We start from the raw sequence: 23,284 nt of genomic DNA, 5'->3' as shown, positions 1-23,284 counted from the left end.
TTTCGCAGTGTTACGGAATGCGGCTGCGGGTGGGTGTGCTCACTCGACGAAGTACGTCGGGTTCGGGAACTTGTAGGTCCGGTCGGCGTGCCCGCCCTCGAGGTCCGAGTACTGGTCGCCGAAGTTGGCGACGACGTCGTAGCCGAGGGACTCGATGTGCTTGCGGGTGCCGGACTTGTACTGCACGGTGGTGCAGTTCCAGGCGCTCGCGGTGGCGCAACCGCTCAGATAGGCGGGCGGGTTGGCCTTGTCCTTGAGGAACATGTGGGCGGCGTCGAGGTTGACGCCGATGCCGACCTTCTTCAGGTTCTCGACGGCGGACGCGCGCTGCGCCTCGCCCAGACCGGAGTTGTAGAAGACCTCGACGCCCTTCTTCTGCGCGTACGCGATGAGGTCGGGCGTCCCGAACACGGCGGGCCGGTTCGCCTTGGCGACGTACTCCTTCCACGTGGCGTCGTTGTAGACGTAGTTGGTCTTCTTCTCGTAGTCGAGGCTGAGGAGAAGGGTGTCGTCGATGTCGAAGACGACGGCGGGCTTGTCGCCCTTGTGGTGGTGCCCGGCGGCAGCCTTGGCGATCTGCTTCTTCGCACCCGCCTCGATGCGACCGAGGTCCTGGGCGTACTGACTGGACGGGGACGCCTGGTAGACACCGTTCGCGTCCAGGGCGGTGCCGTAGTAGGAGTCGATCTCCTTGACGAGCTGCCCGATGTTCTTGGGCTCGGCGGTGGTGTGCGCGGACTCTCCACCGGCGTTCGCGACACCGGTCCCGTAGAGGGCGGCACCGGCGAGGGCACAGGATGCGGCGGCAACGGCCGCGATACGTAGGGGCTTCTGCATGACACGCTTTCTACGCGCGTCACACCACTGGACGCGAGGCCCTTTGCCCGATCGATATCTGATCCGCAGCCGAACCCGCAGCCACCGGGCCCGAACCCCCGCCCAGTGACCGGCAGATGATCAACCCATGACCTCCCCTTGACCCGCATCCCCTATGGTCATGGACCGCACACGCGAATGGCGGGGAGGCAGTTGCGCCCCGGGAGGGCAGGGCCGGTGACGGAAAACGGACTCCGTTTCTACGCCGAAGTGCGCGTGGCCACCTTCCCGTCGAAGCCTGAGCTCAAGGGTGTGCTGGGCGCGATCCTCGGAATTTCCGAACCGCGGGACGCCGACGCTCCGTCAGCTACGGAGTCATGCTCGACGATGACGACCGACTCGCGTCCTTCAGCCGGGAACAGATCGAGCCGACGGGGCGGGATCGGAAACGTGAAGATTAGTACTGGCCCCGGTTCTCACCGCTGGCCCCATCAATGGAAAAGAAAATGATCGCAGCTCTCACCCTCGCCGCCGCGACCCACACGCCCTCGCCCGTGCTTCTTTCCGTCGTCTCCCTTGGAGGCCTCGTCGCCTTGTGGTGTGGCGTGAGTTGGGCGTTCGACGTGCGCGGGATCACCACACGTCGCTCCGAGCGGATCCGGCGGAAGAACGCGGACACCTGGGCCGCGATGGGGCGGCTCGACGCGTCGCCCGGCGTTTTCGCCACGCCCGGATACCTCCGCTTCCTGGGCGCGCTCATGGCGTTCGCCGGGCTCGTCCTGCTGGCCGCCTCGTACGCCCTCTGGCACCTGAACTGACTGCTCGTCAGGCAGTCGGCTTCCAGCCGGGGTCCCTGCCGCTCAGGCCCACCGCCCGGTCGAGCAGGGTCGCGGAGTCCTCCACCTGGACCACCGGGCCGAAGATGTCGGGGCGGGGGCCCTCGGCGGACTGGAGCAGGAAGGCGTGGGCCGCTTGCAGGGCGGCCTCGTCGGGGGCGTAATCCTGACCCGTGGCCTTCGCCAGGTCCCAGGCGTGCACGACGAGTTCGTCCAGGGCTACCATCGCCGCCACCGCTCCGGGCAGGTCGACCCCGCCCGCACGGGTCATCCCCTGCCAGGCCGCCGGGTCGCGCCAGACCTCGGCGAGGTCGTCGAGCGCCTTGGCCAGCACGTCGCGCCAGCCGTCCGTGATGTCGGGCCGTTGCGCCCTGGGGCTCGTGTCCGTCGTCGGCCCCAGGTTCTTGCGTCCGGCGTCGCCGAAGGCGACGGTCAGCCCGAGGAGGTGCCCGAGCAGGTGGTGCACCGCGTACTCCGGACACGGGGTCGGCAGGTCCAGCTGGTCCTCGCGTACTCCGTCCGCCAGGCGCGCCACGATCCGCGTCTGCGGGCCGAAGTCCACCATCTGCTGCGCCGTCCGGTCCGTCGCGTCGGTCATGCCGGCTCCTTGATTCACTCATGGTCGGGGCTCGCCTTGCGTACATACCTGTAGACCCCGGCACCGCCCGGAATTCATCGCCGTACCTCACTACGGCATCCTCCCGATCCCGCACCGGGGGCCTTAGAGCCACGATGACCTGGCATGACGTCCACTTCTACCGCCACACGGGGCGGCTTCCGGCTTCTCCTGGCCGGCATCGTCGTCTCCGGGTTCGGGACCTCCGCCATGTGGCTGGCCGCCGGGATCTGGGTGAAGGATCTGACCGGATCGGACAGCCTCGCCGCGCTGTGCGCCTTCGCGCTGTGGGCGCCCGCGCTCGCCGGGCCCCTGCTCGGCACGGTCGCCGACCGCACCCGGCGACGGCCGCTCCTCGTCGCCGCAAATCTGGGCCTCGGTCTGCTGCTCCTGTCGCTGCTCGCCGTCGACTCCGCCGGGAACCTGTGGATCCTGTTCGCGGTCCTCGTGGCGTACGGGGCGTGCGGCGTCGTCACCGACGCTGCGGAGGCCGCGCTCGTACCGGCCGTCGTCGGCAGGGAGTCGATCGGTGACTTCAACGGGCTGCGGACGGCGGCCAACGAGGGCATGAAGCTGGTCGCACCACTCGCGGGGGCGGGTCTCTTCGCGGTGTACGGGGGCGCGGGCGTGGCCCTGCTCGACGCCGCGACCTTCGCCGCCGCGGCCGGGCTGTACGCGCGGCTCCGGGTCGAGGAGTCCGCGCCCGCACGCCGGGCCGCGGGTGTGTGGACCCGCACCGCGGAGGGCGTGCGCGCGCTGTGGCGGCGGGAGCGGCTGCGCCCCCTCGTCCTTGCCGCCGCGGCCACCATGCTCCTGGCGGGCCTGAACGGCGCCGCGATCTACGCGGTCGTCGACGGCGGCCTCGGCCGCTCCCCCTCGTACGCGGGCGTCCTGTACGCCGTGCAGGGCGCCGGTTCGGTCGCGGCCGGGCTCACCGCGGGAGCGCTGCTGCGGCGGCTCGGCGAACGCCGGTTCGCGGCGGCGGGCATCGCCCTGTTCGCGGCCGGCGCGGGCCTGCGCGCGTTCCCGTACGACGCGGTGGCGCTCGGGTGCAGCGCCGCGATCGGGATGGGCCTGCCGTGCGTCCTGGTCGCGGCGCTCACGGCGGTCCAGCGCGAGATCCCGGAGGCGCTCGTCGGCCGCGCCGTGGCGACCGCGCACACTCTGATGTTCGCGCCGAACGCGGTGGCCCTCGCGATGGGCGCGGGCCTCATCGCGGTCGTGGACCACCGCGTCCTGCTGCCGCTGCTCGGTGCGGCCGGACTCGCACTCGCGTGCGCTACTGCACGCCGGCCCAGCGCTTGACGGTGGCGACGGCCTCGGCCTGTTCGTCTGCGGGCAGCTTGGCGATGGACGCGCCGTGGTTGGATCCGGGCACGACGTAGCGGTACGAGTCGTGCTTGCTCGGGGTGAACTTCTCGGCGCTCCACGGGTCGTTCTGCCCGTACACGAACATCATCCGCTCGCCCCGCGTCCTGACCCACTTGTCGACGCCGGAGATCGCGGAACCGTCGTACGTGCCGCGCATCGCGGCGGGCAGGACCGAGTTGGGCTGGTAGATGTCCGGGTAGTGGCGGACGTCCTTGAGGTGCTTGAACTTGAGGTCGGCCCAGCCGAGTTGGGTGGCGGCCTGCCGGTAGTAGGGCCCGGTGCCGTTCGTGCCGAGGGTCTCGTCCTGGTAGACGCTGAAGCCGTGCCCCTTCGACCAGGTGTAGAGCTCGTCGTCGGTGGCCTTCTCGGCGTCGGGCACGGTCGGGCAGTCGTCGATCGTGCCGCTCTGCCAGAAGTTCCACACCTGGTCGAGCACGGCGAACTCGTAGGCCCTGTCGGTGGTTCCGAGAGTCTCCTCGAACGTGTCACCGGCCGCCGCCGCGTCGGCCTCGAACTTGGGGATGAGGGCGTCGCGGCGCACCAGCATCTCTCGCTGTACGGCGTTCAGGGCGGCACGGCACTCGGGCGTGCCGACCGTCCTGAAGAAGTCCTCGTAGCCGCTGTCGTCCTTGTTGTCGGCGTCGTTCGGGGCGACGAACGCGACGACGGCGTCGAGGTCCTTCGGGTAGAAGCGCTCGTGGAACGTGGCGGTCATGCCGCCCTTGCTGCCGCCCGTGCCGAGCCACTTGCCCTTCTCGATGGTGCGCAGTGCCTGCGTGACGCGGTGCTCGTCGCCGGCCTCCTGCTGGACCGTGAGCTTGGACCAGTCGTCGCCCGCCGCGCCCTTGGGGCGGGACTCCGCGAAGTAGCGGTGCTCGATGGAGACCTGGTTGGCGTCGAGCAGCTTGGTGATCTCGCGGGTGCTGGAGGAGAGCGTGTAGCCGCCGGTGTAGAAGACGGTGGGCTTGGCGGCCGCCTTGTGCCAGAGCGTGAGGCGCTGCGTGAACGTGCCGGCCTTGGGGTTGCTGTGGTCGACCGGCTGCGCGTACGTGAGCGTGTAGAAGGGGTAGCCCTCCTTGTCGGTCACCGACACGACCGACATACCCGGGATGGCCGCCAACTGTGCCTGGATGTCATCTCGTTGGACGGCGGAACCGGCCACATCCCCTTGCGCCGCCGCCGCGGGCACCGTTCCGCCGAGCACCGCAGCGCCCGCCATCACCCCCGCGCACAGCAGCGCGGCCGCCCCCTGGCTCCGAACCTGTCTGCGACCCTGGCCCCGCCCCTGGTTACGCACGCGCACCTCGTGTCCCCTCCGTAGGAAGCGTCGATTGTGGTGCGCGGATGGTAACCGCTTTCAGGCGAGGTCCGACAGGGCCTCCGCGATCAGTTCCAGGTCGCTGTCCGACGCCAAGCCCGCGTGATAGAGCCGCAGTTCGGTGGCGCCGAGTCCGGCGGCGCGCCGGGCGTCGGCGGCGAGCGTGCCGGGACTGCCGCCCATCCCGGCGACCACGGTGAGGTTGGCGGCCACCACTCCCCTGCCCTGAGCGGCGAAGGGAGCTATCAGCTCCGCGCCGCCCGTGCACGGCACGACGACGCCGTCCGCGACCGCGAGGATGTGCGCCGGGTCCACGCCCGCGTTCGCCCCGCAGTGGTACGACGCCGGGTCGGCGTGCAGCAGGATGCGGAACCCGTCCGGGGCCTGCGCGCGGACCGCGGCGACGGCGTCCTCCTGGAGGCCGCGGGCGACGCCGTCGCGCCACGCGCGCGTGCCCGCCGCGGCGCGCGCCCCGAGCAGCTTCTCCACTGCCGCCCAGCCGGCGTCCGGGGTGCCGTGTCCGCGCCACAGGGGTTCGAGTGCGCGCCGGACGTCGGCCGCCAACTCGTCGGCCTCCAGGCCCTGTCGGCCGTAGCCGTCGCGGCACGACGGGCAGAAGCAGAGCGACATCAGGTACTGGCCGGCTTCCCCCAGGCCGACGCCCGCGGTCTTGTCGTGGGCGTGCAGATGCGCGAGCCCGTACCAGCCCAGGGATTCGAGTTCGGTGCCCTTCGCGCCGGGCCGCACGGCCGCCTCCGCCGCCAGGTCGACGAGGTACGCGCGCGTGGCGGGCTGTGCGATGCAGGGGGCCCACGGGTAGCGGTCGCCGTAGGCGTTGACGACGGAGGTGTCCGGACGTTCCGCGCCCAGGCGGGAGTTGTGGGCGAGGACGACCCAGGTGTGGACGTCGAGCCCGGCGCCGGCGAGCGCCTCGGCGGCCTGCCCGAAGGCGTCGCCGGGTGCCCAGTCCCCCGCCTCGTACGGCCGCAGGTCCCGGCCCTGCCAGCGGTCGCCGGGCGGGTAGAGGACCGCGGCGTGTTCGGCCGTGACGACGCGACGGCTCGGGTGACGGGGCGTCAGGGCGCGGGTGGAGTGGTAGGCGGAGGCCAGGGTGACCTGCTGGACGCCGAGGCCGGCGATGCGGCCGGCGGCTTCGGGGTCGCCGTTGACGTCCCAGGGGTAGACGAAGGCGGATGCCCTCACGCCTGGTCCCCCGTCTCCGCCAGGAGCGCGCGGCCGCGCTCGACGATGCCGGCGAGCCACTTGACGTGCTCGTCGGTGGGTTCGTGCAGGGGCGGGCGGACCTCGCCGACGTCGAGGCCGGTGAGCCGGACGCCGGCCTTGACGAGGGAGACGGCGTAGCCGCGGCCCTCGTTGCGGAGTTCGACGAGCGGCCGGTAGAAGCCGTCGAGGAGGCGGTTGGCGGTGGCGTCGTCGCCGGTGCGCAGGGCCGTGTGGAAGGCGAGGGCGATGTCGGGCGCGAAGCAGAACACGGCGGACGAGTAGAGGCCGACGCCGATGCCGCGGTAGGCGAGTCCGGTGAGTTCGGCGGTGGGCAGGCCGTTGAAGTAGAGGAAGTCGGTGAGTCCCTCGGCGCGTACGGCGCTGATGGTGCGCTGGAGGAGGTCGAGGTCGCCGAGGCCGTCCTTGAGGCCGAGGATCTTGGGGTGACGGGCGAGGGCGACGACGGTCGCCGGCGTGAACACCGCGTTGTCGCGCTGGTAGACGATGATCTCCAGGGCGGTCGCGTCGGCCAGCTCCGAGTAGTGGCGCAGCAGGCCTTCCTGGCCGGCGACCACGAGGTAGGGCGGCATCGCGAGGAGCCCGTCGGCGCCTGCTTCCTCGGCGAGGCGCGCGTAGCGCACGGCGAGGGCCGTGCCGTACCCGGCGCCCGCGACGACCGGCACCCGCCCCGCGGTCTCCTCGACGGCCGCGGCCACGCACGCCTGGAATTCCTCGGGGGTCAGGGCGTGGAACTCGCCCGTTCCGCAGCACGCGAAGACCGCGGCGGCCCCGGCCTCGACACCCTGGCGCACATGGGTGCGGAAGGTGTCGAGGTCGAGGGTGCCGTCGGGTCCGAAGGCGGTGACCGGGAAGAACAGCGGCCCGCTGGGGATGCTGAGTCGAGCGGCGAGAGGGGCTGACGTCACGGGCTCTCCCTTGGCGTGCACAGTTCTGATTTGCGTCTATATTTCTGAACACGCTCACGCTAATCCGCCCCCAGTGCGTGGGTCAAGCACGCTCACTCGCATCCTGGCAGCGGATTTCGAGCCTCCGCGGGAGACTTGACTCCGCCCGGCGGCAATCTTTAGCGTGTCCACGGATGTGAATGCCGTGCAGGAATGCGGCCATCTGGCTGACTATTCGAGGAGACTCCCGCATGCCCGCTCCCCGCACTGTCCTGCTCACCGGAGCCGCCGGCGGCCTCGGCACCCTGATGCGCGGACTGCTTCCGGCCTACGGCTACGAGCTGCGCCTCCTCGACGCCCGGCCGATCGAGGGCGAGCCGGACGCGATCACGGCCGACCTCGCCGACCGGGACGCCCTGCGCGAGGCCGTGCGCGGAGTGGACGCGATCGTCCATCTCGCGGGCATCTCCCTGGAGTCCACCTTCGACAAGATCCTCAAGGCGAACATCGAAGGGCTCTACAACCTCTACGAGGCCGCACGCGAGGAAGGCGTGCGCCGCATCGTGTTCGCCTCGTCGAACCATGCGATCGGCTACACGCCCCGCCCCGCGGACGGCGACCCCCGCGTACCCGTCGACACACACCGCCGCCCCGACACCTACTACGGCCTGTCGAAGTCGTTCGGCGAGGACCTCGCGCAGTTCTACTGGGACAAGTTCAGCCAGGAGACCGTGTCCGTGCGCATCGGCTCGTGCTTCATGGAGCCGACGAACGTACGGATGATGTCCGTATGGCTGAGCCCGGGCGACGGCGCGAGGCTCTTCGACGCCGCGATCAGGGCCGAGGGCGTCGGGCACACCGTCGTCTACGGCTCGTCCGACAACACGCGCGTGTGGTGGGACCTGTCCCCCGCGCGGGCGCTCGGTTACGAACCGCAGGACGACTCGGAGCAGTTCGCGGAGAAGCTGCTCGCCGAGTTCGGCGAGCTGGACCCGGAGAACCCCGACCACACACGGATGGGCGGGCACTTCGTGACGAACCCGCCCATCTGGCCGTACTGAGGCAGCGGTTCAGAGCCCTGTGTCGCGGCTCCTGAGGTCCTGTGCCGACTCGCGGCGCACCAGGAGCCTGGCCCGCCCGTCCGCCACGGCGACGACGGGCGGCCGTCCCACCGAGTTGCCGCCGGACGCCGTCGACAGGTGGTAGGCGCCCGCCACGGGCACGGCAAGGAGGTCCCCGGGCCGTACGTCGTCCGGCAGCGGCACGTCCGAGGCGAGGACGTCGCCCGCCTCGCAGTGCCGCCCGCCGACCGTGACGGGGCGCGTGGCCGCCGTGGAGCGCCTGCCGACGAGGCGGGGCGCGTAGCGGACGCCGTAGAGCGCGGGCCGCGGGTTGTCACTCGTACCTCCGTCGACGGCGACGAAGACCCGGACGCCGGTGCGCTTCACTGCGAGCACCCGGTACAGGGCCACGCCCGCGCGGGCGACGACGGCGCGGCCCGGCTCGACGGCGAGGCGCGGCACGGGAAGGTCCGACTGGGCGCAGGCGTCGGCGAGTTCCCGGCGCACGCGGCGGGCCAGCTCCGGCACATCGAGCGGGTGCTCGCCGGGCCGGTGGGCGACCGCGTGGCCGCCGCCGAGGTCGAGCTCGGGCAGCGTGATCCCGTGCCGGTCGCGGATGCGGGCCATCAGGCCGACGAGGTGCCGCACGGCGACGACGTACGGCTTCACGGTGTCGATCTGCGAGCCGATGTGGCAGTGCAGCCCGGTCAGTTCGAGCCGCGGCTGCTCGACGAGCCGTGTCACGGCGTGCATCGCGGAGCCGTCGGCGATGGACAGGCCGAACTTCCGGTCGTCCGTCCCGGTGCGGATCGCGGCGTGCCCGCCCGTGGCGACGCCCGGCACGACGCGCGCCATGACGCGCTGCCGGGTGCCCTGAGGGACGTGAGCGGCGAGGCGGGCTGTCCCGGAGGTCGAGTCGACGACGATGCGCCCCACACCGTGCCGCAGGGCCGCACACAGGTCTTCGGGACTCTTGGCGTTGCCGTGGAAGACGATCCGCTCGGGCGGCAGGCCGGCGATGACGGCGAGTTCCAGGTCGCCCGCCGAGCACACGTCGAGCCCGAGGCCCTCCTCGTGGACCCAGTGGACCATCGCACGGCACAGGAACGCCTTGGCCGCGTAGAGGACGTCGGCGCCGGGGAAGGCGCTGCGGTAGGTGCGGCAGCGTTCGCGCACGTCCATCTCGTCGAGTACGTAGACGGGGGTGCCGAACTGCTCGGCCACGTCGGGGAGTTCGACCCCGGAGACGGTCGGGTCGCCGTGCGGTCCCCGGGCGGTGGTGGCGGGCCAGACGGAGAGATCGTCGGGCGACTGCGCCGGAATGGCGGTGGCTACGGTCGTGACGGCCATGTGGACGGGCCCCTTCAGCCGCGGTGACCGGCGGGCGCCGCCGCCGGGCGCGGGTCGACGGTGAGCTCGGTGACACCCACCGGTCCCGTGAGGGCCCGCAGGGCGGGTTCGGCGAGCCTGATCCACGGCTGGCCGGGGCCGAGCACGTCGACGAGGAGGCGCTCGCTGGTGAAGCCGACGGCGGTGCGGCCGCCGCGCGCGGTGCGGAAGAGGCGGGTCGCGCAGGTTCCGGGTCCCGGCCGGACGGGGACGAACAGGGGTCCGGCCGGGGTGGGTTCGCAGGGCTCGGCGTCGTCGGCTTCGATGCGGTCGTTCACGGCTGCTCCTGGGTGGTGACAGAAGGGTGCTGACGAAAGCGTGCTGACGAATGAGTGCTTCGGCAGTGACGTTATGCCCGCGCGCACCCGCTCCGGCCCCGCCGATGACGCGCTGTTGACGCCTTCTCGGCGCTCCTTGACGCAAAGTGAACGCGGCAGACGGGCAGCGAACGGGCGGCCGCGGCGCCCCGAACGGGCATCGCCGTGCCCGCTTGCGCGCACCGCCCCAGGTCCGCGGCGGGCAGATGCCGGTGCGAACGGGCACAGACGGGCAGCATCGGACCGGTGACGAACCTGGTCACGGCCGCGGGCCCGCTGTACAAATTTCCCAGAGTCACCGCACGGGCCCGAACGGGCGGCGGGACCGGACACCGGGCAGGACCCCCACGGCCCGGAACGCACGGCCAGGACCGCACAGAGAGGTGCACAGCATGAGCGCGGAGGAACGCCAGCGGGAGATCGTGCGCGCCGCACGCCACAGCGGCTCCGTCGACGTCACCGTGCTCGCGGCCGAACTCGGCGTCGCGAAGGAGACCGTGCGGCGCGACCTGCGGGCCCTGGAGGACCACGGCCTGGTGCGGCGCACGCACGGCGGCGCCTATCCCGTGGAGAGCGCCGGGTTCGAGACGACGCTCGCCTTCCGGACCACCATGCACGTCCCGGAGAAGCGCCGGATCGCCGCCGCGGCGGCCGAGCTGCTCGGGGACGCGGAGACCGTCTTCGTCGACGAGGGGTTCACGCCCCAGCTCATCGCCGAGGCCCTGCCGCGCGACCGGCCGCTCACCGTGGTCACCGCGTCGCTGGCCACGGCGGGCGCACTCGCCGAGGCGGAGAACACGACGGTGCTGCTGCTCGGCGGCCGGGTGCGGTCCGGCACGCTGGCCACGGTCGACCACTGGACGACGAAGATGCTCGCCGGGTTCGTGATCGACCTGGCGTTCATCGGCGCCAACGGCATCTCGCGCGAGCACGGCCTGACCACGCCCGACCCCGCGGTCAGCGAGGTCAAGGCGCAGGCCGTGCGGGCCTCCCGGCGCACGGTGTTCGCGGGCGTGCACACCAAGTTCGGGGCGGTCAGCTTCTGCCGGTTCGCGCCGGTCTCCTCGCTGGAGGCGATCGTGACCAGCACGCTGCTGCCCCCGTCCGAGGCTCACCGCTATGCGTTGCAGGGACCCCAGGTCATCCGCGTCTGACACCCCTGCCTGCGTACGCCGACGGGTTCCGCACACCTCTGCGTACCCCTTTTCTCCCCATTTGCCACATACGTTCAGGAGCATTCATGCGAACCCAGAGCCGACGGAGGCCGCGCGCGCTGTGCGCCGCGGCCGCCGCAGGGACGCTGCTCGCCCCGCTGCTCTCCGGCTGCTGGGCCGGCGCCGGCGGGACCGGCTCGGGCGGTGACTCCATCAACGTCCTGATGGTGAACAACCCGCAGATGACCGAGCTGCAGAAGCTGACCGCCGCGCACTTCACCAAGGAGACCGGCATCAAGGTGAACTTCACCGTCCTGCCGGAGAACGACGTCCGCGACAAGATCGGCCAGGACTTCGCCAACCAGGCGGGCCAGTACGACGTCGCGACGCTGAGCAACTACGAGATTCCGATCTACGCCCGCAACGGCTGGCTGCACGAACTCGGTTCGTACGCGCGCAAGGACACCGCGTACGACGAGCGGGACATCCTCAAGCCGATGCGCGACTCGCTCACCGGGGACGACGGGAAGCTCTACGGCCAGCCGTTCTACGGCGAGTCGTCCTTCCTCATGTACCGCAGGGACGTCTTCGCCAGGAAGGGGCTGCGCATGCCCGCGCACCCCACCTGGCAACAGGTCGCCGACCTCGCCGCGAAGGCGGACGGCGCCGAGCCCGGGATGAAGGGCATCTGTCTGCGCGGCCTGCCCGGATGGGGCGAGCTCATGGCGCCGCTGACGACGGTGGTGAACACCTTCGGAGGCACCTGGTTCGACAAGAACTGGAAGGCGCAGCTCACCGCGCCCGGGTTCGAGAAGGCGACCCGCTTCTACGTGGACCTCGTCCGCAAGCACGGCGAGTCCGGAGCGGCCCAGTCCGGCTACGCGGAGTGCCTCAACAACCTCACCCAGGGCAAGACCGCCATGTGGTACGACGCCACGGCCGCCGCCGGTTCGCTCGAATCGGCGAAGTCCCCGGTCAAGGGCAAGATCGGCTACGTACCCGCGCCGGTCGAGAGGACGGAGAGCTCGGGCTGGCTCTACACGTGGGCCTGGGGCGTGCAGAACGCCTCTCGCAACCCCGACAAGGCGTGGAAGTTCGTCTCCTGGGCGTCGGGCAAGGGCTACGAGAACCTGGTCGGCAACGAGATCGGCTGGTCGAACGTGCCGGCCGGCAAGCGCGCCTCGACGTACACCGACCCGGAGTACCGCAAGGAGGCCGCGGCCTTCCAGGACGTGACGCGCGCGGCCATCGAAGGGGCCCGCCCCCGCGACCCGGGCGTCCAGCCGCGGCCCGCGCCCGGCATCCAGTTCGTCGGCATCCCCGAGTTCACCGATCTCGGCACCAAGGTCTCGCAGGAGATCAGCGCGGCCATCGCCGGACGCCAGTCGGTCGGCACGGCGCTGAGGAAGTCCCAGAAGCTCGCCGACGAGATCGCGAAGGAGTACGAGGGACGATGACCGCGACCACGACCGTTCCCGTCGCCCACGCGCGCGTGGGCACCGCCAAAACCCCCGGCCGGCTGCGCGCCTGGGCCACCAGGGCCCCGCTCCTGCCCGCCCTCGTGTTCATGATCGTGGTGACCCAGCTGCCCTTCGTGGCGACGCTGGTGATCTCGCTCTTCGACTGGAACGCCCTGTATCCGGACGCCCGTCGCTTCACCTGGTTCGCCAACTACGGCGAGGTGCTCACCGACCCGGACCTGCGCAAGTCCGTCCTGACGACGATCCTGCTGACGGCGACCGTCGTCATCGTGAGCCTGGTCGTCGGGCTCGGCCTCGCGCTGCTCCTCGACCGGAAGTTCCGCGGCCGCGGCCTCGTGCGCACACTCCTCATCGCGCCGTTCCTGCTGGTTCCCGTCGCCGCCGCGCTGCTGTGGAAGCACGTCCTGTACAACCCCGAGTACGGGCTCCTCAACGGCCTGCTGCACTACGTCGGCGGCCCCCAGCCCGACTGGATCTCCAACACCCCGCTGCTCGCCGTCGAGACGGCCCTGGTGTGGCAGTGGACCCCGTTCATGATGCTGATCCTGCTCGCGGGCCTCCAGTCGCGCTCCCCCGAACTCATCGAGGCGGCCCGGATGGACGGCGCGGGCAACTGGCAGGTCTTCCGGTATCTGACGCTGCCCCACCTGCGCCGGTACCTCGAACTGGGCGCCCTGCTCGGTTCGGTGTACATCGTGCAGAACTTCGACGCCGTCTTCACGATCACCTCGGGCGGCCTCGGCACCGCCAACCTGCCGTACACCGTCTACCAGAGCTTCTACCAGGCCCACGAGAACGGCCTCGCGTCGGCCGCCGGCGTCCTGGTCGTCATCGGCTCGATCATCATCGCGACGTTCGCGCTGCGCGTGGTGTCGTCGCTGTTCCGCGAGGAGGCGTCCCGCGCATGAATCTCCGTCCACCGCGTGTGAAAGGGCTCGGGCTCGTCGCCTGGCTCGCCGGCATCCTGTTCTTCCTGCCCATCGCCTGGATGGTGCTGACGTCCTTCCACTCGGAGGAGAGCGCCGCCACCAACCCGCCCTCGTTCGCGGCGTCCCTCACCCTCGACGGCTACCGCGACTTCTTCGGCACGGCGGGCGGCGCGAGCCCGTGGCCCGCGCTCGTCAACTCGACGGTGGCGTCGCTCGCCTCGACGCTGTTCGTACTGGTCCTGGCCCTGCCGGCCGCGTACGCGCTGTCGATCCGGCCCGTGAAGAAGTGGACCGACGTCCTGTTCTTCTTCCTGTCGACGAAGATGCTCCCCGTCGTGGCGGGCCTCCTGCCGATCTACCTGTTCGCCAAGAACACCGGGATGCTCGACAACATCTGGCTCCTGGTCATCCTCTACACGTCGATGAACCTGCCGATCGCGGTGTGGATGATGCAGTCGTTCCTCGCCGAGGTGCCGATCGCGGTCATCGAGGCCGCGCGGATCGACGGGGCCCGCCTGCCGACCCTCCTCGCGCGCGTGGTGGCCCCCATCGCCATGCCGGGCATCGCCGCGACGGCGCTGATCTGCTTCATCTTCAGCTGGAACGAACTCCTCTTCGCGCGCGTGCTCAGCGGTGTCGTCGCGCAGACCGCGCCCGTCTTCCTGACCGGCTTCATCACGAGCCAGGGCCTGTTCCTGGCGAAGGTGTGCGCCGCGTCCCTCGTGATCTCCCTGCCGGTACTCGCCGCGGGATTCGCCGCCCAGGACAAACTGGTCCAGGGCCTGTCGTTGGGAGCTGTGAAATGAAGGCCGCCGTCATCGAGTCCGTCGGCAAGGCAGTGGTCACGGAGGTCCCCGACCCCACGCCAGGACCGCGCGACGTCGTCGTGGAGGTCGCGGCGTGCGGGCTGTGCGGCACCGATCTGCACATCCTCCAGGGCGAGTTCGCGCCGACCCTGCCGGTGGTGCCCGGTCATGAGTTCGCGGGCGTGGTCGTGGGCCTCGGGCGTGACGTGCGCGAGGTGTCGCTCGGCGACCGCGTGGGCGTCGACCCCTCCCTCTACTGCTACGAGTGCCGCTACTGCCGCTCGGGCCACAACAACCTCTGCGAGCGGTGGGCCGCGATCGGCGTCACCACCGCGGGCGGCGCCGCCCGGTACGCCGTCGCGCCCGTGGCCAACTGCGTACGCCTCCCCGACCACGTCCGCACCGAGGACGCGGCCCTCATCGAGCCCCTGTCGTGCGCCGTACGCGGCTACGACGTGCTGAACTCGCGCCTCGGCTCCCATGTGCTGATCTACGGTTCCGGGACGATGGGGCTGATGATGCTGGAGCTCGCCAAGCGGACCGGCGCCGCGAGCGTCGACGTCGTGGACCTGAACGCGGACCGGCTCGCCACCGCCCGGAAGCTGGGCGTCTCGGGGTCCGGGGCGAACGCGGACGAACTCGACCGTCCGCAGGGCTGGGACGTCGTCATCGACGCGACGGGCAACGCGGGCGCGATCCAGGACGGTCTCGAGCGGGTCGCGAAGGCGGGGACGTTCCTCCAGTTCGGCGTCGCGGACTACGCCACGCGTGTGTCCATCGACCCGTACCGGATCTACAACCAGGAGATCACCATCACCGGCTCGATGGCCGTCCTGCACAGCTACGAGCGGGCCGCCGAGCTGTTCGCGGGCGGCGTCCTCGACCCGGACGTGTTCATCAGCGACCGGCTGCCCCTCGACGCGTATCCGCAGGCGCTCGACCAGTTCGCGTCCGGGGTGGGGCGCAAGATCGTGGTGGTGCCGTGAGCCATCGGTGGGAAGTCATCGGCAGGTAAGGGAACGGCAAAGCCGTATCGCTCGTTACCCCGGCATGACCGCTATGACCCCCGGCTCGAACATCCCGCTGTCCACCGCCCGCGTGGCGGTGGACGTCGCCGCCCCGGTGCGGCTCGACGTCTCGGGCCTGCTGCTCACCGCCGACGGCAAGGTGCGTTCCGACGACGACTTCATCTTCTACAACCAGCCCTCGGGCCCGGGCGTGACCTATCGCTCGGGCGGCGGCACGGCACCGGACGCGATCGTGGTGGACACGGCCGCCGTGCCGCCGGGCATCGAGAAGATCGTCGTCACCGCGAGCCCGGACGCGGCCGGCCAGACCTTCCAGGGCATCGAGCCCACGGCCACGATCAGGGGCGTCGACGACGGCTCCGTGCTCGCCACGTTCACGCCGCCGCAGCTCGGCACCGAGACGGCCCTCGTGATCGTCGAGATCTACCGGCGCAACGGCGCGTGGAAGGTGCGCGCGGTGGGCCAGGGCTATGCGAACGGCCTGGCGGGCATCGCCACGGACTTCGGCGTGAGCGTCGAGGAGCCCGCGGCCCCGGCCCCCGCGCCGGTGCAGCCCGCACAGCCCGTGCAGACCATGCCCGCACCGACGACTCCCCCGGTCGACCCGCGTGTGGCGCCGCCCGCGCCGGCCCCCGCGGTACCGGCCGCCGCGCCCGCGGCCCCCACTCCGGGCGCCGGGAAGATCAATCTGGACAAGGGGCGCGTCAGCCTCCAGAAGAACCAGACGGTGTCCCTGGTCAAGGGCGGGCAGCCGCTGCTGTCGCAGGTCAAGATGGGTCTCGGCTGGGAGCCCGCGTTCCGCGGCAAGGACATCGACCTGGACGCGTCGGTCATCGCCTTCGGCCCCCAGCGCAACCACGTGGACAGCTGCTACTTCGGCAAGCTCTCGATCGTGAACGGCGCGATCAAGCACTCCGGCGACAACCTCACGGGCGAGGGCGGCGGGGACGACGAGGTGATCGTCGTCGACCTGGGCCGGCTCCCGCAGGACGTGACGGGCCTGGTGTTCACGGTGAACTCGTTCTCGGGCCAGAAGTTCACCGAGGTCGCCAAGGCGTACTGCCGCCTCATCGACGCGGCGACGGGCGAGGAGCTGGTCCGCTTCGACCTGACGAACGCGGAGGCGCAGACGGGCGTGATGATGGCGAAGCTGATCCGCCAGTTCTCCGGCGAGTGGGACATGACGGCCATGGGCGACTTCGTGAAGTCGCGGACGGTACGCGGCATGGTCAAGCCGGCGGCACAGGCGCTCTGAGGAACGGCCTGCGGCACGGGCTCCCCGGGGACGGCAGTCCCTCGCTCATGCGAGCGAGGGGTTGCCGCCGGGATCCGGGGCGTCACGAGGGGTGACGGGCGGACACGACAGAGACGGTCGGCGGCACGGAAACCCGTGCTGCCGACCGTCTCATGGCGTCAGCCTCCGAAGCCGTGGACACGACCCCCGAATCCAGGGCGCCGGTTCCGAAGCGTCGGATACGTCAGAGCTTGGACAGCTTGGAGAACGGGCTCAGGAATCGGCCCTGCTGCCCGGCGAAGTCGATGAGCACGGCTTCCTCTCCCTCGACTCCGATGATCCTGCCGAGGCCGTACTGATCATGGGAAACGCGGTCGCCCACGGCGAACTGCTCGACCGGCGGAGCGGGCTTTGCCGGAACGTTGAAGGGGCTGCCCGGAAGTTGGCGGCGCGTACTGGGGGGCCTTGTCATTCAACGAGTATGCGCCCCGCGCACCCACGGACACCACGTCTACGTGCTCACACTTCGGTGACGATGTCCGTGAAACACCCCTCGCGACCTGCGCTCACCTGCGCATGAGCCCTTCGGAACGGGCTTTTGCAGCGACGCAGATCACTGGAACAGAGCGCTGTAGGCGTTCAGGGCCGGCTGGCCGCCGAGGTGGGCGTACAGGACGGTCGCGTCGGCGCCGATCTCGCCCCGGGCCACCAGGTCGATCATCCCGGCCATCGACTTTCCCTCGTACACGGGATCGGTCACCATGCCTTCCGTGCGGGCGGCCAGCCGCATTCCGTCGAGGGTGGCCTCGTCGGGGACCCCGTACGTCCCCGCGTGATAGCGCTCATCGAGCTCGACGTCGTCCTCCGTCAGCTCCCGCCGTACGCCGATGAGCCGGGCCGTGCCCCGGGCGATCCGCAGGATCTGCTCGCGGGTGCGGTCCGGCTCGGCGGAGGCGTCGATACCGAGGATGCGGCGGGGGCGGCCGCCGGACTCGACGAGCGCCGCGCATCCCGCCATCATCCCCGCCTGGGTCGACCCGGTGACCGAGCAGACCACGACGGTGTCGAAGAAGACGCCCAGCTCCTGTTCCTGTGCGGCGAGTTCGAAAGCCCACTGGGCGAATCCCAGGCCGCCGAGGCGGTGTTCGGAGCACCCGGCCGGGATCGCGTACGGGCGGCCGCCCGCCTCCTCCACCTCGCGGACCGCCCGCTCCCAGCTCTCCTTGACGCCGATGCCGAACCCGGCCCGCACCAGGCGCACCTCCGCGCCCGCGAGCCGGGAGATGAGAATGTTGCCGACCTTGTCGTAGACGGAGTCGGGCCACTCGACCCAACTCTCCTGCACGAGAACGCACTTGAGGCCCGCGCGGGCCGCGACGGCCGCGACCTGGCGGGTGTGGTTGGACTGCACCCCGCCGATCGACACGAGCGTGTCGCAGCCCTGCGCGAGCGCGTCCGCGACCAGGTACTCCAGCTTGCGGGTCTTGTTCCCGCCGTAGGCGATCCCGGAGTTGCAGTCCTCCCGCTTGGCCCAGAGGGCGGCCCCGCCGAGGTGCGCGGTGAGCCGGTCCAGCGGATGCACGGGCGAGGGGCCGAAGAGAAGGGGGTAGCGCTCGTACGCGTCGATCGTCACGGGACCTCCCGGGGTCGGTTCAGGGTCGCGGGTGCGGGGACCCGCCGTGTGTGCCGGCCGGCTACGCCTCCTCGTCGGCCAGTTCCTCCAGTACGCGCCAGATCTCCGTCGTGATCCGTACCGCGCCCGTCACGTCCCCCGCGGCACAGGCGTCGATGAGGCGGGCGTGCGGCTCGGCGGATCCGCACGCGGCGCCCTGGCCGAAGCGGCGCCGCTCCAGGCGGCGGATGAGCGGCGTGTAACGGGCGACGGTGTCCGCCGCGGCGCGGTTGCCCGAGACACGGACCGGGACGCCGTGCAGCTCGTCGTCCGCGCGCAGGGCCGCGTCCACGTCACCGGCCGCGACGGCCGCGGCGAACCGCCGGTTGGCCTCGCCCATCGCGTCGGTGTCGGCGCGGGTGAGGCGGGGCACGGCGGTGCGGACGGCGAGCTCGTGCATGGCGCGTACGACGGCGGCCGCGTCCCGGACGTCCGCCGCCACCAGGGGGGTGACCCTGGTGTGGCTCTGCGGCTTGGTCTCCAGGAGCCCCTCGTCCACGAGCCGTGAGAACGCCGCGCGGACGGGCGCGCGGGACAGGCCGAGGAGTTCGGCGAGCTCCGCGTCCCGCACGACCGCGCCGGGCGCGAGGTCCCCGTCGACGATGGCGTCACGGATCGCGGTGCACGCCTGGTCTCTGAGGAGGGTGCGCTGCACCCGTCGGATGGCCGCCATGAACTGAAATGTTAGATACCAATGGCGTTCGCGGGAACCCGCCGGTGGCTGTCTGGCGTCGCAGTGATCGTCGGCGGCTCTCGGCGGCCCGGGTCTTCCGGGCGTCCCTGCCCGCCGGCGGCGAGCCGCGGTACCGCTGTTCGAAGCCGTACAGGAGGATGGCGTTCCATGGTGCGTCTCGCGGAATATCGCCTCGTCGGTCAGCTCGGCGACAGCGGCACAGGGACCGCCCACCTGGCGCGCTCCCCCGCGGGCCAGGTCGTGGTGGTCAAGACGGTGCGGGAACCTCTCGCCGCCGAGCCGCTGTTCAGGGCGCGGTACCGGTGGGAGACCGAGGCGGCGCGGGCCGTGCGGGGGCCCTTCACGGCGGCCGTGCTCGACGCCGATCCCGAGGCGGCGGTGCCCTGGCTCGCGGCCGAGTTCTGCGTGGGCCCCTCGCTGTCCGAGGCGGTGGCGGCGCTCGGCCTCCCGGACCCGGGTGCTCTCGCCGCGATCGGCGCCTCGCTCGCCGGGGCGCTCACGTCGATCCACGCGACGGGGCTCGTGCACGGCGATCTCAAGCCGGCGAACGTCGTGGTGACGCCGGCCGGGCCCAAGGTCATCGACTTCGGTCTCGCGAAGGCGGCAATGCCGGGCGGCGGGACGCCCGGCACCGGCGAACCGGCCGCCGAACCGGTCGGCTCGCCCGGCTTCATGGCGCCCGAGCAGATCACCCACGCCGTCCCGGCCGGCGCACCCGCGGACGTGTTCGCGCTCGGCGCGCTGCTCGGCCTCTGCGCGACGGGCCGCAATCCGCACGGCGCGGGCAACGCCCCGCACGTCATCCACCGCACACTGCACGAGCCGCCGGACCTCGTCGGCGTCCCGGACCAGGAGTGGGAGGCGTTCCTCGCCCGCTGCCTGGCCAAGTCCCCGTACGCCCGTCCGACGGTCCCCGAGGTCCTGGCGTGGTGCGTCGCACGGGCTACCCCGTATCCCTGGTGGGAGCAGGAGGAGGTCGCGGCCCTCATCCACGTGCACGAGGAGTCGCTCGCGGAGCGGCTGTCGGCCCAGGAGCAGGACTGACCCGGGAACGACCGCGGCCGGCGCGCACCACAGGTGTGTGCGCGCCGGCCGGAGGATGAGCGCGCTCAGTTCGAGCGCTGGCGCTTCCACGGTCCCGTGATGGCGAGCATGATGCCCGGGGTCTGGATGTTCGCGTAGAGGGTCCGGCCGTCGGGCGAGAACGTGACACCGGTGAACTCGCTGTACTCCGGCTCCTGTTCGGTGCCGATGTTCAGCTCGTTGCGCGCGATCGGGTACGTGCGTCCGCTGTCGGTCGCGCCGAACAGGTGCTGGATGCCGTTGCCGTCCTCGGCGATGACGAGGCCGCCGTACGGGGAGACCGTGATGTTGTCCGGGCCGTCGAAGGCGCCGTCCTTGGACGGGTCGGCGTTCACACCGAGCAGGACCTTGAGCGTCAGGGTGCGGCGCTTGGGGTCGTAGAACCAGACCTGTCCGTCGTGCTGGACGGGGCTCTCCGCACGGGCGAACGAGGAGACGATGTACGTGCCGCCGTCGGCCCACCACATGCCTTCGAGCTTGCGGGCGCGGGTGACCTCACCATCGGCGAACTGCTTGCGCACGGAAACGGTCCTGGCGTCGCGGTCGGGCACGTCGACCCAGTCGACGCCGTAGACCGTGCCGATCCGGGTGGCGCGCGACAGGTCGTCGACGAAGCGGCCACCGGAGTCGAAGCACTTGGTGGCCTGGAGGACGCCCGCGTCGTCGGCGAGCGTGCGCAGCTTGCCGCGGCCGTGGTGGAAGCCCTTCGGCGGGGTCCAGCGGTAGAGCAGGCCGTTGGGGCCGGACGCGTCCTCGGTGAGGTAGGCGTGGCCGCGCTTGGGGTCGATGACGACGGCCTCGTGCGCGTACCGGCCGAAGGCCTTGACCGGCTTGGGCGCGCGGTTCGCGCGGCGGTCCGCGGGGTCGACCTCGAAGACGTAGCCGTGGTCCTTGGTCATGCCGTTGGCGCCGGCCTTGTCCTCGGTCTCCTCGCAGGTCAGCCAGGTGTCCCAAGGGGTGCGCCCGCCCGCGCAGTTGGTGGCGGTGCCGGCGATGCCGACCCACTCGGCGACCTGTCCGTCGCGGCGGACCTCGACGACGGTGCAGCCACCGGCGGCGGCCGGGTCGTAGACGAGTCCCTCGGCGAGCGGCACCGGGTACTTCGCCTTGGTGCGGGCGCCGCCGATCTCGTGGTTGTTGACGAGCAGCGTGGCGCCGCGGGGACCGTCGAAGGTGGCGGTGCCGTCGTGGTTGGACGGGGTGGACTCGCCCGACTCCAGCGTCGTCTTCCCGGTGTACGTGATGACGCGGTACGAGAATCCGGCGGGCAGCGCGAGCAGGCCCTTCGGGTCGTCGACGAGCGGGCCGTAGCCGACACCGGGGTGGTGCCCGTCGTGGCCCTCCTGGCCCTCGGTGTGCGCGTCCTCATGGTCCCCTTCGGCGGCCAGCGCACCGGGAGCGGTGGCGAGCGCGCCGACGGTGCCGGCCAGGGCGATGCCCGCGCCGGTGGCGGCGGAGCGTCTCGTGAAGTCCCTGCGGGTGAGCGACATGGTGTCTCCTGTGACCGGGTGGCTGTGGCGGTGGAGCGGGCGCTGATGCTGTTTCGGCCACACGGTCCCTGCCGTGCCTGAACGGCGGCTGAACGCCGCACGACGCCGGCGGAGCGAACACGTTCACGGTCGCCGGCGGGCGGGACGGGCGGGTACGCGAAAGGGGGCGGGGCGCCCTCGCGCCCCGCCCCCTCCCTGTCCCGGCGTCGCTGTCCGCTACCCGCCCTGCGCGGAACGTGCCTTGAACGCCGCCTTGCGGGCCTCCTTGGCCACCTTCTTGTCGGGGTGCAGACGTCCCATCGCCTCCAGGACGTCCGCCGTCGCCGGGTGGTCCACCTTCCACGCCGCCGCGAAGAACCCGCGGTGCTGCGCGGCGAGCCCCTCGACCAGGCCCTGGAGTTCGTCGGAGTTGCCCTCCAGGGCGAGCTGCGCGGCGATCGTGTCGACGGTGAGCCAGAAGATCAGGGACTCCGGCGGCGCGGGCACGTCGCCCGCCCCGTGCTCGGCGAGCCACACCCGTGCGAGACCGCCCAGCTCCGCGTCGTCGAGCACCTCCCTGAGCGCCGGCTCCGCCTCGCCGCCCACGAGGGACAGCGCCTGCTGGCAGCGCAGCCGCCGCAGCGGCGCCCCGGCGTCCGCTCCGCGCGCCGCGACCAGCAACTCCCTTGCCGCGACGAGCGGTTGGCGTCGCGCGACCCACTGCTCGATCTCGGCCTGCGCCGCGGCCTGCGGGAACGACGACGTGCCGTCGAGCAGCGTGTCCGCTCCCTTGTCCGCGAGGTCGCCGACGAGCGGCGCGTCGAGACCGGCGTCGATCATGCGCGCGCGGACGCCGTAGAGCCCGAGCGGGGTGAGCCGCACCATGCCGTACCGCGTGACGTCCGAGTCGTCGAAGGCGTCGGGCTCGGTGGTCCCCTCGCCCTCCTCGATCTCCGCCATCAGCGCCTCGTCGACCGGCTGGAACTCGACGAGCCCCACCGGGACGAGCAGCCGGAACTGGTCGTCCAGCTTCAGCATCGCGTCCGACACCTGCTCCAGGACGTCGTCCGTGGGCTCGCCCATGTCGTCGGGCAGGATCATCGACGCGGCGAGGGCGGGCAGCGGGACGGGCTCGTCGCCCGCGCCGCCCTCGGTGACCGTCAGGAGGTAGAGGTTGCCGAGGACGCCCTCGAGGAACTCGGCCTCCGCCTCGGGGTCCCAGTCGAGCTGCGAGAAGTCGACCTCTCCGGTCTCCTCCAGGATGTCGACGAGGTCGTCGAGGTCCGGCACGCTCGCGTCGGCGAGCGCGGTGTCCAGGGCGCCGAGCCACAGGGCGAGGACGTCCTGCGGGCTGCCGGAGGCGACGACGGCGAGGTCCTCGCCGGCGGTGACGGTGCCATCCTCCTCGTCCACGATCTCCACGAGCCCGGTGTCGACCGCGACCCGCCAGGCCTCGCTCGCGTCCGCGGCCCCGTCGGCGTCCGCGGCGAGCCCGAGCGCGAGCGCCGCGGCGGGCAGCTGTTCCTCGGCGAGTTCACCGCCCGCGCCGACCCGGGTCGTGGGTCCCGCCCAGCGGGCGAGCCGCACCGCGCGGGAGAGCAGCGGGGTGGCGAGGGCGGCGCGCGCGAGCTCCGCTTCGGGGTGCAGCCTCGCCGGCGGCAGGGGGGAGCTGTCTGACATCGCCTTGTTCTCCTCCGGACGTGTTGTGCGACCGCTCAGCCTAGACGGATTTGGCAGCATGCCGCCCGGTTCATGTACCCGTCAGGAACCGTACACCGCTGAAACCTTGACAACTCCCCTTGCTCCACAAGACATTTACGCGCGTAGAAGAGCACGGAGCGGCTCGCTCGCTCCACCCTCGTCCCGGCGCATCACGCACGT

Annotated in this window: 22 protein-coding genes; 10 read left to right on the top strand and 12 right to left on the bottom strand. The window is 71.5% G+C overall.

Annotated features, from left to right (window positions below):
* Positions 1-39: 39 nt before the first annotated feature.
* Positions 40-837 (bottom strand): HAD family acid phosphatase, encoded by a 798-nt coding sequence (locus OG758_RS35365; RefSeq protein WP_326713630.1) that lies wholly within the window; start codon positions 835-837, stop codon positions 40-42.
* A gap of 485 nt (positions 838-1,322) precedes the next feature.
* Between OG758_RS35365 and OG758_RS35360 the strand changes: the two genes are divergently transcribed.
* Positions 1,323-1,634 (top strand): hypothetical protein, encoded by a 312-nt coding sequence (locus OG758_RS35360; protein WP_326713629.1) that lies wholly within the window; start codon positions 1,323-1,325, stop codon positions 1,632-1,634.
* Between the two features lie 7 nt (positions 1,635-1,641).
* On the opposite strand, the gene OG758_RS35355 is transcribed toward OG758_RS35360, so the two are convergent.
* The gene (locus tag OG758_RS35355) at positions 1,642-2,250 is read right to left on the bottom strand and encodes a TIGR03086 family metal-binding protein (protein WP_326713628.1); all 609 of its coding nucleotides are present in this window, start codon (positions 2,248-2,250) and stop codon (positions 1,642-1,644) included.
* A gap of 144 nt (positions 2,251-2,394) precedes the next feature.
* Between OG758_RS35355 and OG758_RS35350 the strand changes: the two genes are divergently transcribed.
* Positions 2,395-3,573, top strand: a complete 1,179-nt coding sequence (locus tag OG758_RS35350; protein ID WP_326713627.1) for an MFS transporter — start codon at positions 2,395-2,397, stop codon at positions 3,571-3,573.
* Here the strand turns inward: OG758_RS35350 and OG758_RS35345 are convergent.
* From OG758_RS35345 to OG758_RS35335, 3 genes are read right to left on the bottom strand one after another with little or no spacing between them, the layout of a single operon-like run.
* On the bottom strand, positions 3,548-4,942 hold the full coding sequence (locus OG758_RS35345) for a S28 family serine protease (RefSeq protein WP_326713626.1): 1,395 nt from the start codon (positions 4,940-4,942) through the stop codon (positions 3,548-3,550). The two genes, OG758_RS35350 and OG758_RS35345, sit on opposite strands and share 26 nt — an antisense overlap.
* Positions 4,943-4,996: 54 nt before the next feature.
* On the bottom strand, positions 4,997-6,160 hold the full coding sequence (locus tag OG758_RS35340; protein WP_326713625.1) for a hypothetical protein: 1,164 nt from the start codon (positions 6,158-6,160) through the stop codon (positions 4,997-4,999).
* Positions 6,157-7,107, bottom strand: coding sequence for a 5-dehydro-4-deoxyglucarate dehydratase (locus tag OG758_RS35335; RefSeq protein ID WP_326713624.1), 951 nt, complete (start codon positions 7,105-7,107; stop codon positions 6,157-6,159). The genes OG758_RS35340 and OG758_RS35335 overlap by 4 nt, the downstream gene beginning before the upstream one ends.
* 230 nt (positions 7,108-7,337) lie before the next feature.
* Here OG758_RS35335 and OG758_RS35330 point away from each other — a divergent pair, with 230 nt between their 5' ends.
* Positions 7,338-8,147, top strand: coding sequence for an NAD-dependent epimerase/dehydratase family protein (locus OG758_RS35330; RefSeq protein WP_326713623.1), 810 nt, complete (start codon positions 7,338-7,340; stop codon positions 8,145-8,147).
* A 9-nt stretch (positions 8,148-8,156) separates the two neighbouring features.
* Here OG758_RS35330 and lysA read toward each other — a convergent pair whose 3' ends face one another.
* Positions 8,157-9,497 carry a diaminopimelate decarboxylase gene (lysA, locus tag OG758_RS35325; RefSeq protein WP_326713622.1) on the bottom strand — a complete coding sequence of 447 codons (1,341 nt, stop codon included), beginning with the start codon at positions 9,495-9,497 and terminating at the stop codon, positions 8,157-8,159.
* 14 nt (positions 9,498-9,511) lie between these two features.
* Entirely contained in the window at positions 9,512-9,814 is a 303-nt protein-coding gene (locus OG758_RS35320) for an SAV_915 family protein (RefSeq protein WP_326713621.1), read from the bottom strand.
* A 431-nt stretch (positions 9,815-10,245) separates the two neighbouring features.
* On the opposite strand from OG758_RS35320, the gene OG758_RS35315 reads away from it, so the two are divergent.
* The 6 genes from OG758_RS35315 to OG758_RS35290 all read left to right on the top strand — a co-directional run bounded on the left by OG758_RS35315 (position 10,246) and on the right by OG758_RS35290 (position 16,506).
* Positions 10,246-11,007, top strand: a complete 762-nt coding sequence (locus OG758_RS35315; RefSeq protein WP_326713620.1) for a DeoR/GlpR family DNA-binding transcription regulator — start codon at positions 10,246-10,248, stop codon at positions 11,005-11,007.
* Positions 11,008-11,093: 86 nt separating this feature from the next.
* Positions 11,094-12,464 carry an ABC transporter substrate-binding protein gene (locus OG758_RS35310; protein WP_326713619.1) on the top strand — a complete coding sequence of 457 codons (1,371 nt, stop codon included), beginning with the start codon at positions 11,094-11,096 and terminating at the stop codon, positions 12,462-12,464.
* Complete coding sequence (locus tag OG758_RS35305) at positions 12,461-13,396, top strand: carbohydrate ABC transporter permease (RefSeq protein ID WP_326713618.1); 936 nt, start codon at positions 12,461-12,463, stop codon at positions 13,394-13,396. Before OG758_RS35310 ends, OG758_RS35305 begins: the two co-directional genes overlap by 4 nt.
* Positions 13,393-14,223: a carbohydrate ABC transporter permease gene (locus OG758_RS35300; protein WP_326713617.1), complete on the top strand. Its 831-nt coding sequence runs from the start codon at positions 13,393-13,395 to the stop codon at positions 14,221-14,223. Before OG758_RS35305 ends, OG758_RS35300 begins: the two co-directional genes overlap by 4 nt.
* Positions 14,220-15,209 carry a zinc-dependent alcohol dehydrogenase family protein gene (locus OG758_RS35295; RefSeq protein ID WP_326713616.1) on the top strand — a complete coding sequence of 330 codons (990 nt, stop codon included), beginning with the start codon at positions 14,220-14,222 and terminating at the stop codon, positions 15,207-15,209. The genes OG758_RS35300 and OG758_RS35295 overlap by 4 nt, the downstream gene beginning before the upstream one ends.
* Positions 15,210-15,282: 73 nt before the next feature.
* Positions 15,283-16,506, top strand: a complete 1,224-nt coding sequence (locus tag OG758_RS35290; protein WP_326716141.1) for a TerD family protein — start codon at positions 15,283-15,285, stop codon at positions 16,504-16,506.
* A gap of 223 nt (positions 16,507-16,729) precedes the next feature.
* Here OG758_RS35290 and OG758_RS35285 read toward each other — a convergent pair whose 3' ends face one another.
* The 3 genes from OG758_RS35285 to OG758_RS35275 all read right to left on the bottom strand — a co-directional run bounded on the left by OG758_RS35285 (position 16,730) and on the right by OG758_RS35275 (position 18,830).
* Positions 16,730-16,957, bottom strand: coding sequence for a CarD family transcriptional regulator (locus OG758_RS35285; RefSeq protein ID WP_266565655.1), 228 nt, complete (start codon positions 16,955-16,957; stop codon positions 16,730-16,732).
* Between the two features lie 141 nt (positions 16,958-17,098).
* The gene (locus tag OG758_RS35280) at positions 17,099-18,118 is read right to left on the bottom strand and encodes a 1-aminocyclopropane-1-carboxylate deaminase (protein ID WP_326713615.1); all 1,020 of its coding nucleotides are present in this window, start codon (positions 18,116-18,118) and stop codon (positions 17,099-17,101) included.
* A gap of 61 nt (positions 18,119-18,179) precedes the next feature.
* On the bottom strand, positions 18,180-18,830 hold the full coding sequence (locus tag OG758_RS35275; RefSeq protein WP_326713614.1) for a GntR family transcriptional regulator: 651 nt from the start codon (positions 18,828-18,830) through the stop codon (positions 18,180-18,182).
* Positions 18,831-18,998: 168 nt separating this feature from the next.
* Between OG758_RS35275 and OG758_RS35270 the strand changes: the two genes are divergently transcribed.
* Positions 18,999-19,895: a serine/threonine-protein kinase gene (locus tag OG758_RS35270; RefSeq protein WP_326713613.1), complete on the top strand. Its 897-nt coding sequence runs from the start codon at positions 18,999-19,001 to the stop codon at positions 19,893-19,895.
* 65 nt (positions 19,896-19,960) lie between these two features.
* On the opposite strand, the gene OG758_RS35265 is transcribed toward OG758_RS35270, so the two are convergent.
* Positions 19,961-21,424, bottom strand: a complete 1,464-nt coding sequence (locus OG758_RS35265) for an alkaline phosphatase PhoX (RefSeq protein WP_326713612.1) — start codon at positions 21,422-21,424, stop codon at positions 19,961-19,963.
* A gap of 216 nt (positions 21,425-21,640) precedes the next feature.
* On the bottom strand, positions 21,641-23,083 hold the full coding sequence (locus tag OG758_RS35260) for a hypothetical protein (protein ID WP_326713611.1): 1,443 nt from the start codon (positions 23,081-23,083) through the stop codon (positions 21,641-21,643).
* Positions 23,084-23,284 lie beyond the last annotated feature (201 nt).

Origin of the sequence: Streptomyces sp. NBC_01474, from assembly GCF_035918215.1 — a bacterium.
Taxonomy (GTDB): Bacteria; Actinomycetota; Actinomycetes; order Streptomycetales; family Streptomycetaceae; genus Streptomyces; species Streptomyces aureus.
This window is presented reverse-complemented; position numbering and strand designations above follow the sequence as displayed.

Bases quoted from the DNA above. Each gene is read 5' to 3' on its own strand.
- OG758_RS35350 (WP_326713627.1), top strand. From the start codon at position 2,395: ATGACGTCCACTTCTACCGCCACACGGGGCGGCTTCCGGCTTCTCCTG.
- OG758_RS35275 (WP_326713614.1), bottom strand. From the start codon at position 18,830: ATGGCGGCCATCCGACGGGTGCAGCGCACCCTCCTCAGAGACCAGGCG.
- OG758_RS35360 (WP_326713629.1), top strand. From the start codon at position 1,323: ATGATCGCAGCTCTCACCCTCGCCGCCGCGACCCACACGCCCTCGCCC.
- OG758_RS35265 (WP_326713612.1), bottom strand. From the start codon at position 21,424: ATGTCGCTCACCCGCAGGGACTTCACGAGACGCTCCGCCGCCACCGGC.
- OG758_RS35290 (WP_326716141.1), top strand. From the start codon at position 15,283: ATGACCCCCGGCTCGAACATCCCGCTGTCCACCGCCCGCGTGGCGGTG.
- OG758_RS35365 (WP_326713630.1), bottom strand. From the start codon at position 837: ATGCAGAAGCCCCTACGTATCGCGGCCGTTGCCGCCGCATCCTGTGCC.
- OG758_RS35285 (WP_266565655.1), bottom strand. From the start codon at position 16,957: ATGACAAGGCCCCCCAGTACGCGCCGCCAACTTCCGGGCAGCCCCTTC.
- OG758_RS35315 (WP_326713620.1), top strand. From the start codon at position 10,246: ATGAGCGCGGAGGAACGCCAGCGGGAGATCGTGCGCGCCGCACGCCAC.
- OG758_RS35330 (WP_326713623.1), top strand. From the start codon at position 7,338: ATGCCCGCTCCCCGCACTGTCCTGCTCACCGGAGCCGCCGGCGGCCTC.
- OG758_RS35270 (WP_326713613.1), top strand. From the start codon at position 18,999: ATGGTGCGTCTCGCGGAATATCGCCTCGTCGGTCAGCTCGGCGACAGC.
- OG758_RS35295 (WP_326713616.1), top strand. From the start codon at position 14,220: ATGAAGGCCGCCGTCATCGAGTCCGTCGGCAAGGCAGTGGTCACGGAG.
- OG758_RS35300 (WP_326713617.1), top strand. From the start codon at position 13,393: ATGAATCTCCGTCCACCGCGTGTGAAAGGGCTCGGGCTCGTCGCCTGG.
- OG758_RS35260 (WP_326713611.1), bottom strand. From the start codon at position 23,083: ATGTCAGACAGCTCCCCCCTGCCGCCGGCGAGGCTGCACCCCGAAGCG.
- lysA (WP_326713622.1), bottom strand. From the start codon at position 9,497: ATGGCCGTCACGACCGTAGCCACCGCCATTCCGGCGCAGTCGCCCGAC.
- OG758_RS35305 (WP_326713618.1), top strand. From the start codon at position 12,461: ATGACCGCGACCACGACCGTTCCCGTCGCCCACGCGCGCGTGGGCACC.
- OG758_RS35310 (WP_326713619.1), top strand. From the start codon at position 11,094: ATGCGAACCCAGAGCCGACGGAGGCCGCGCGCGCTGTGCGCCGCGGCC.
- OG758_RS35355 (WP_326713628.1), bottom strand. From the start codon at position 2,250: ATGACCGACGCGACGGACCGGACGGCGCAGCAGATGGTGGACTTCGGC.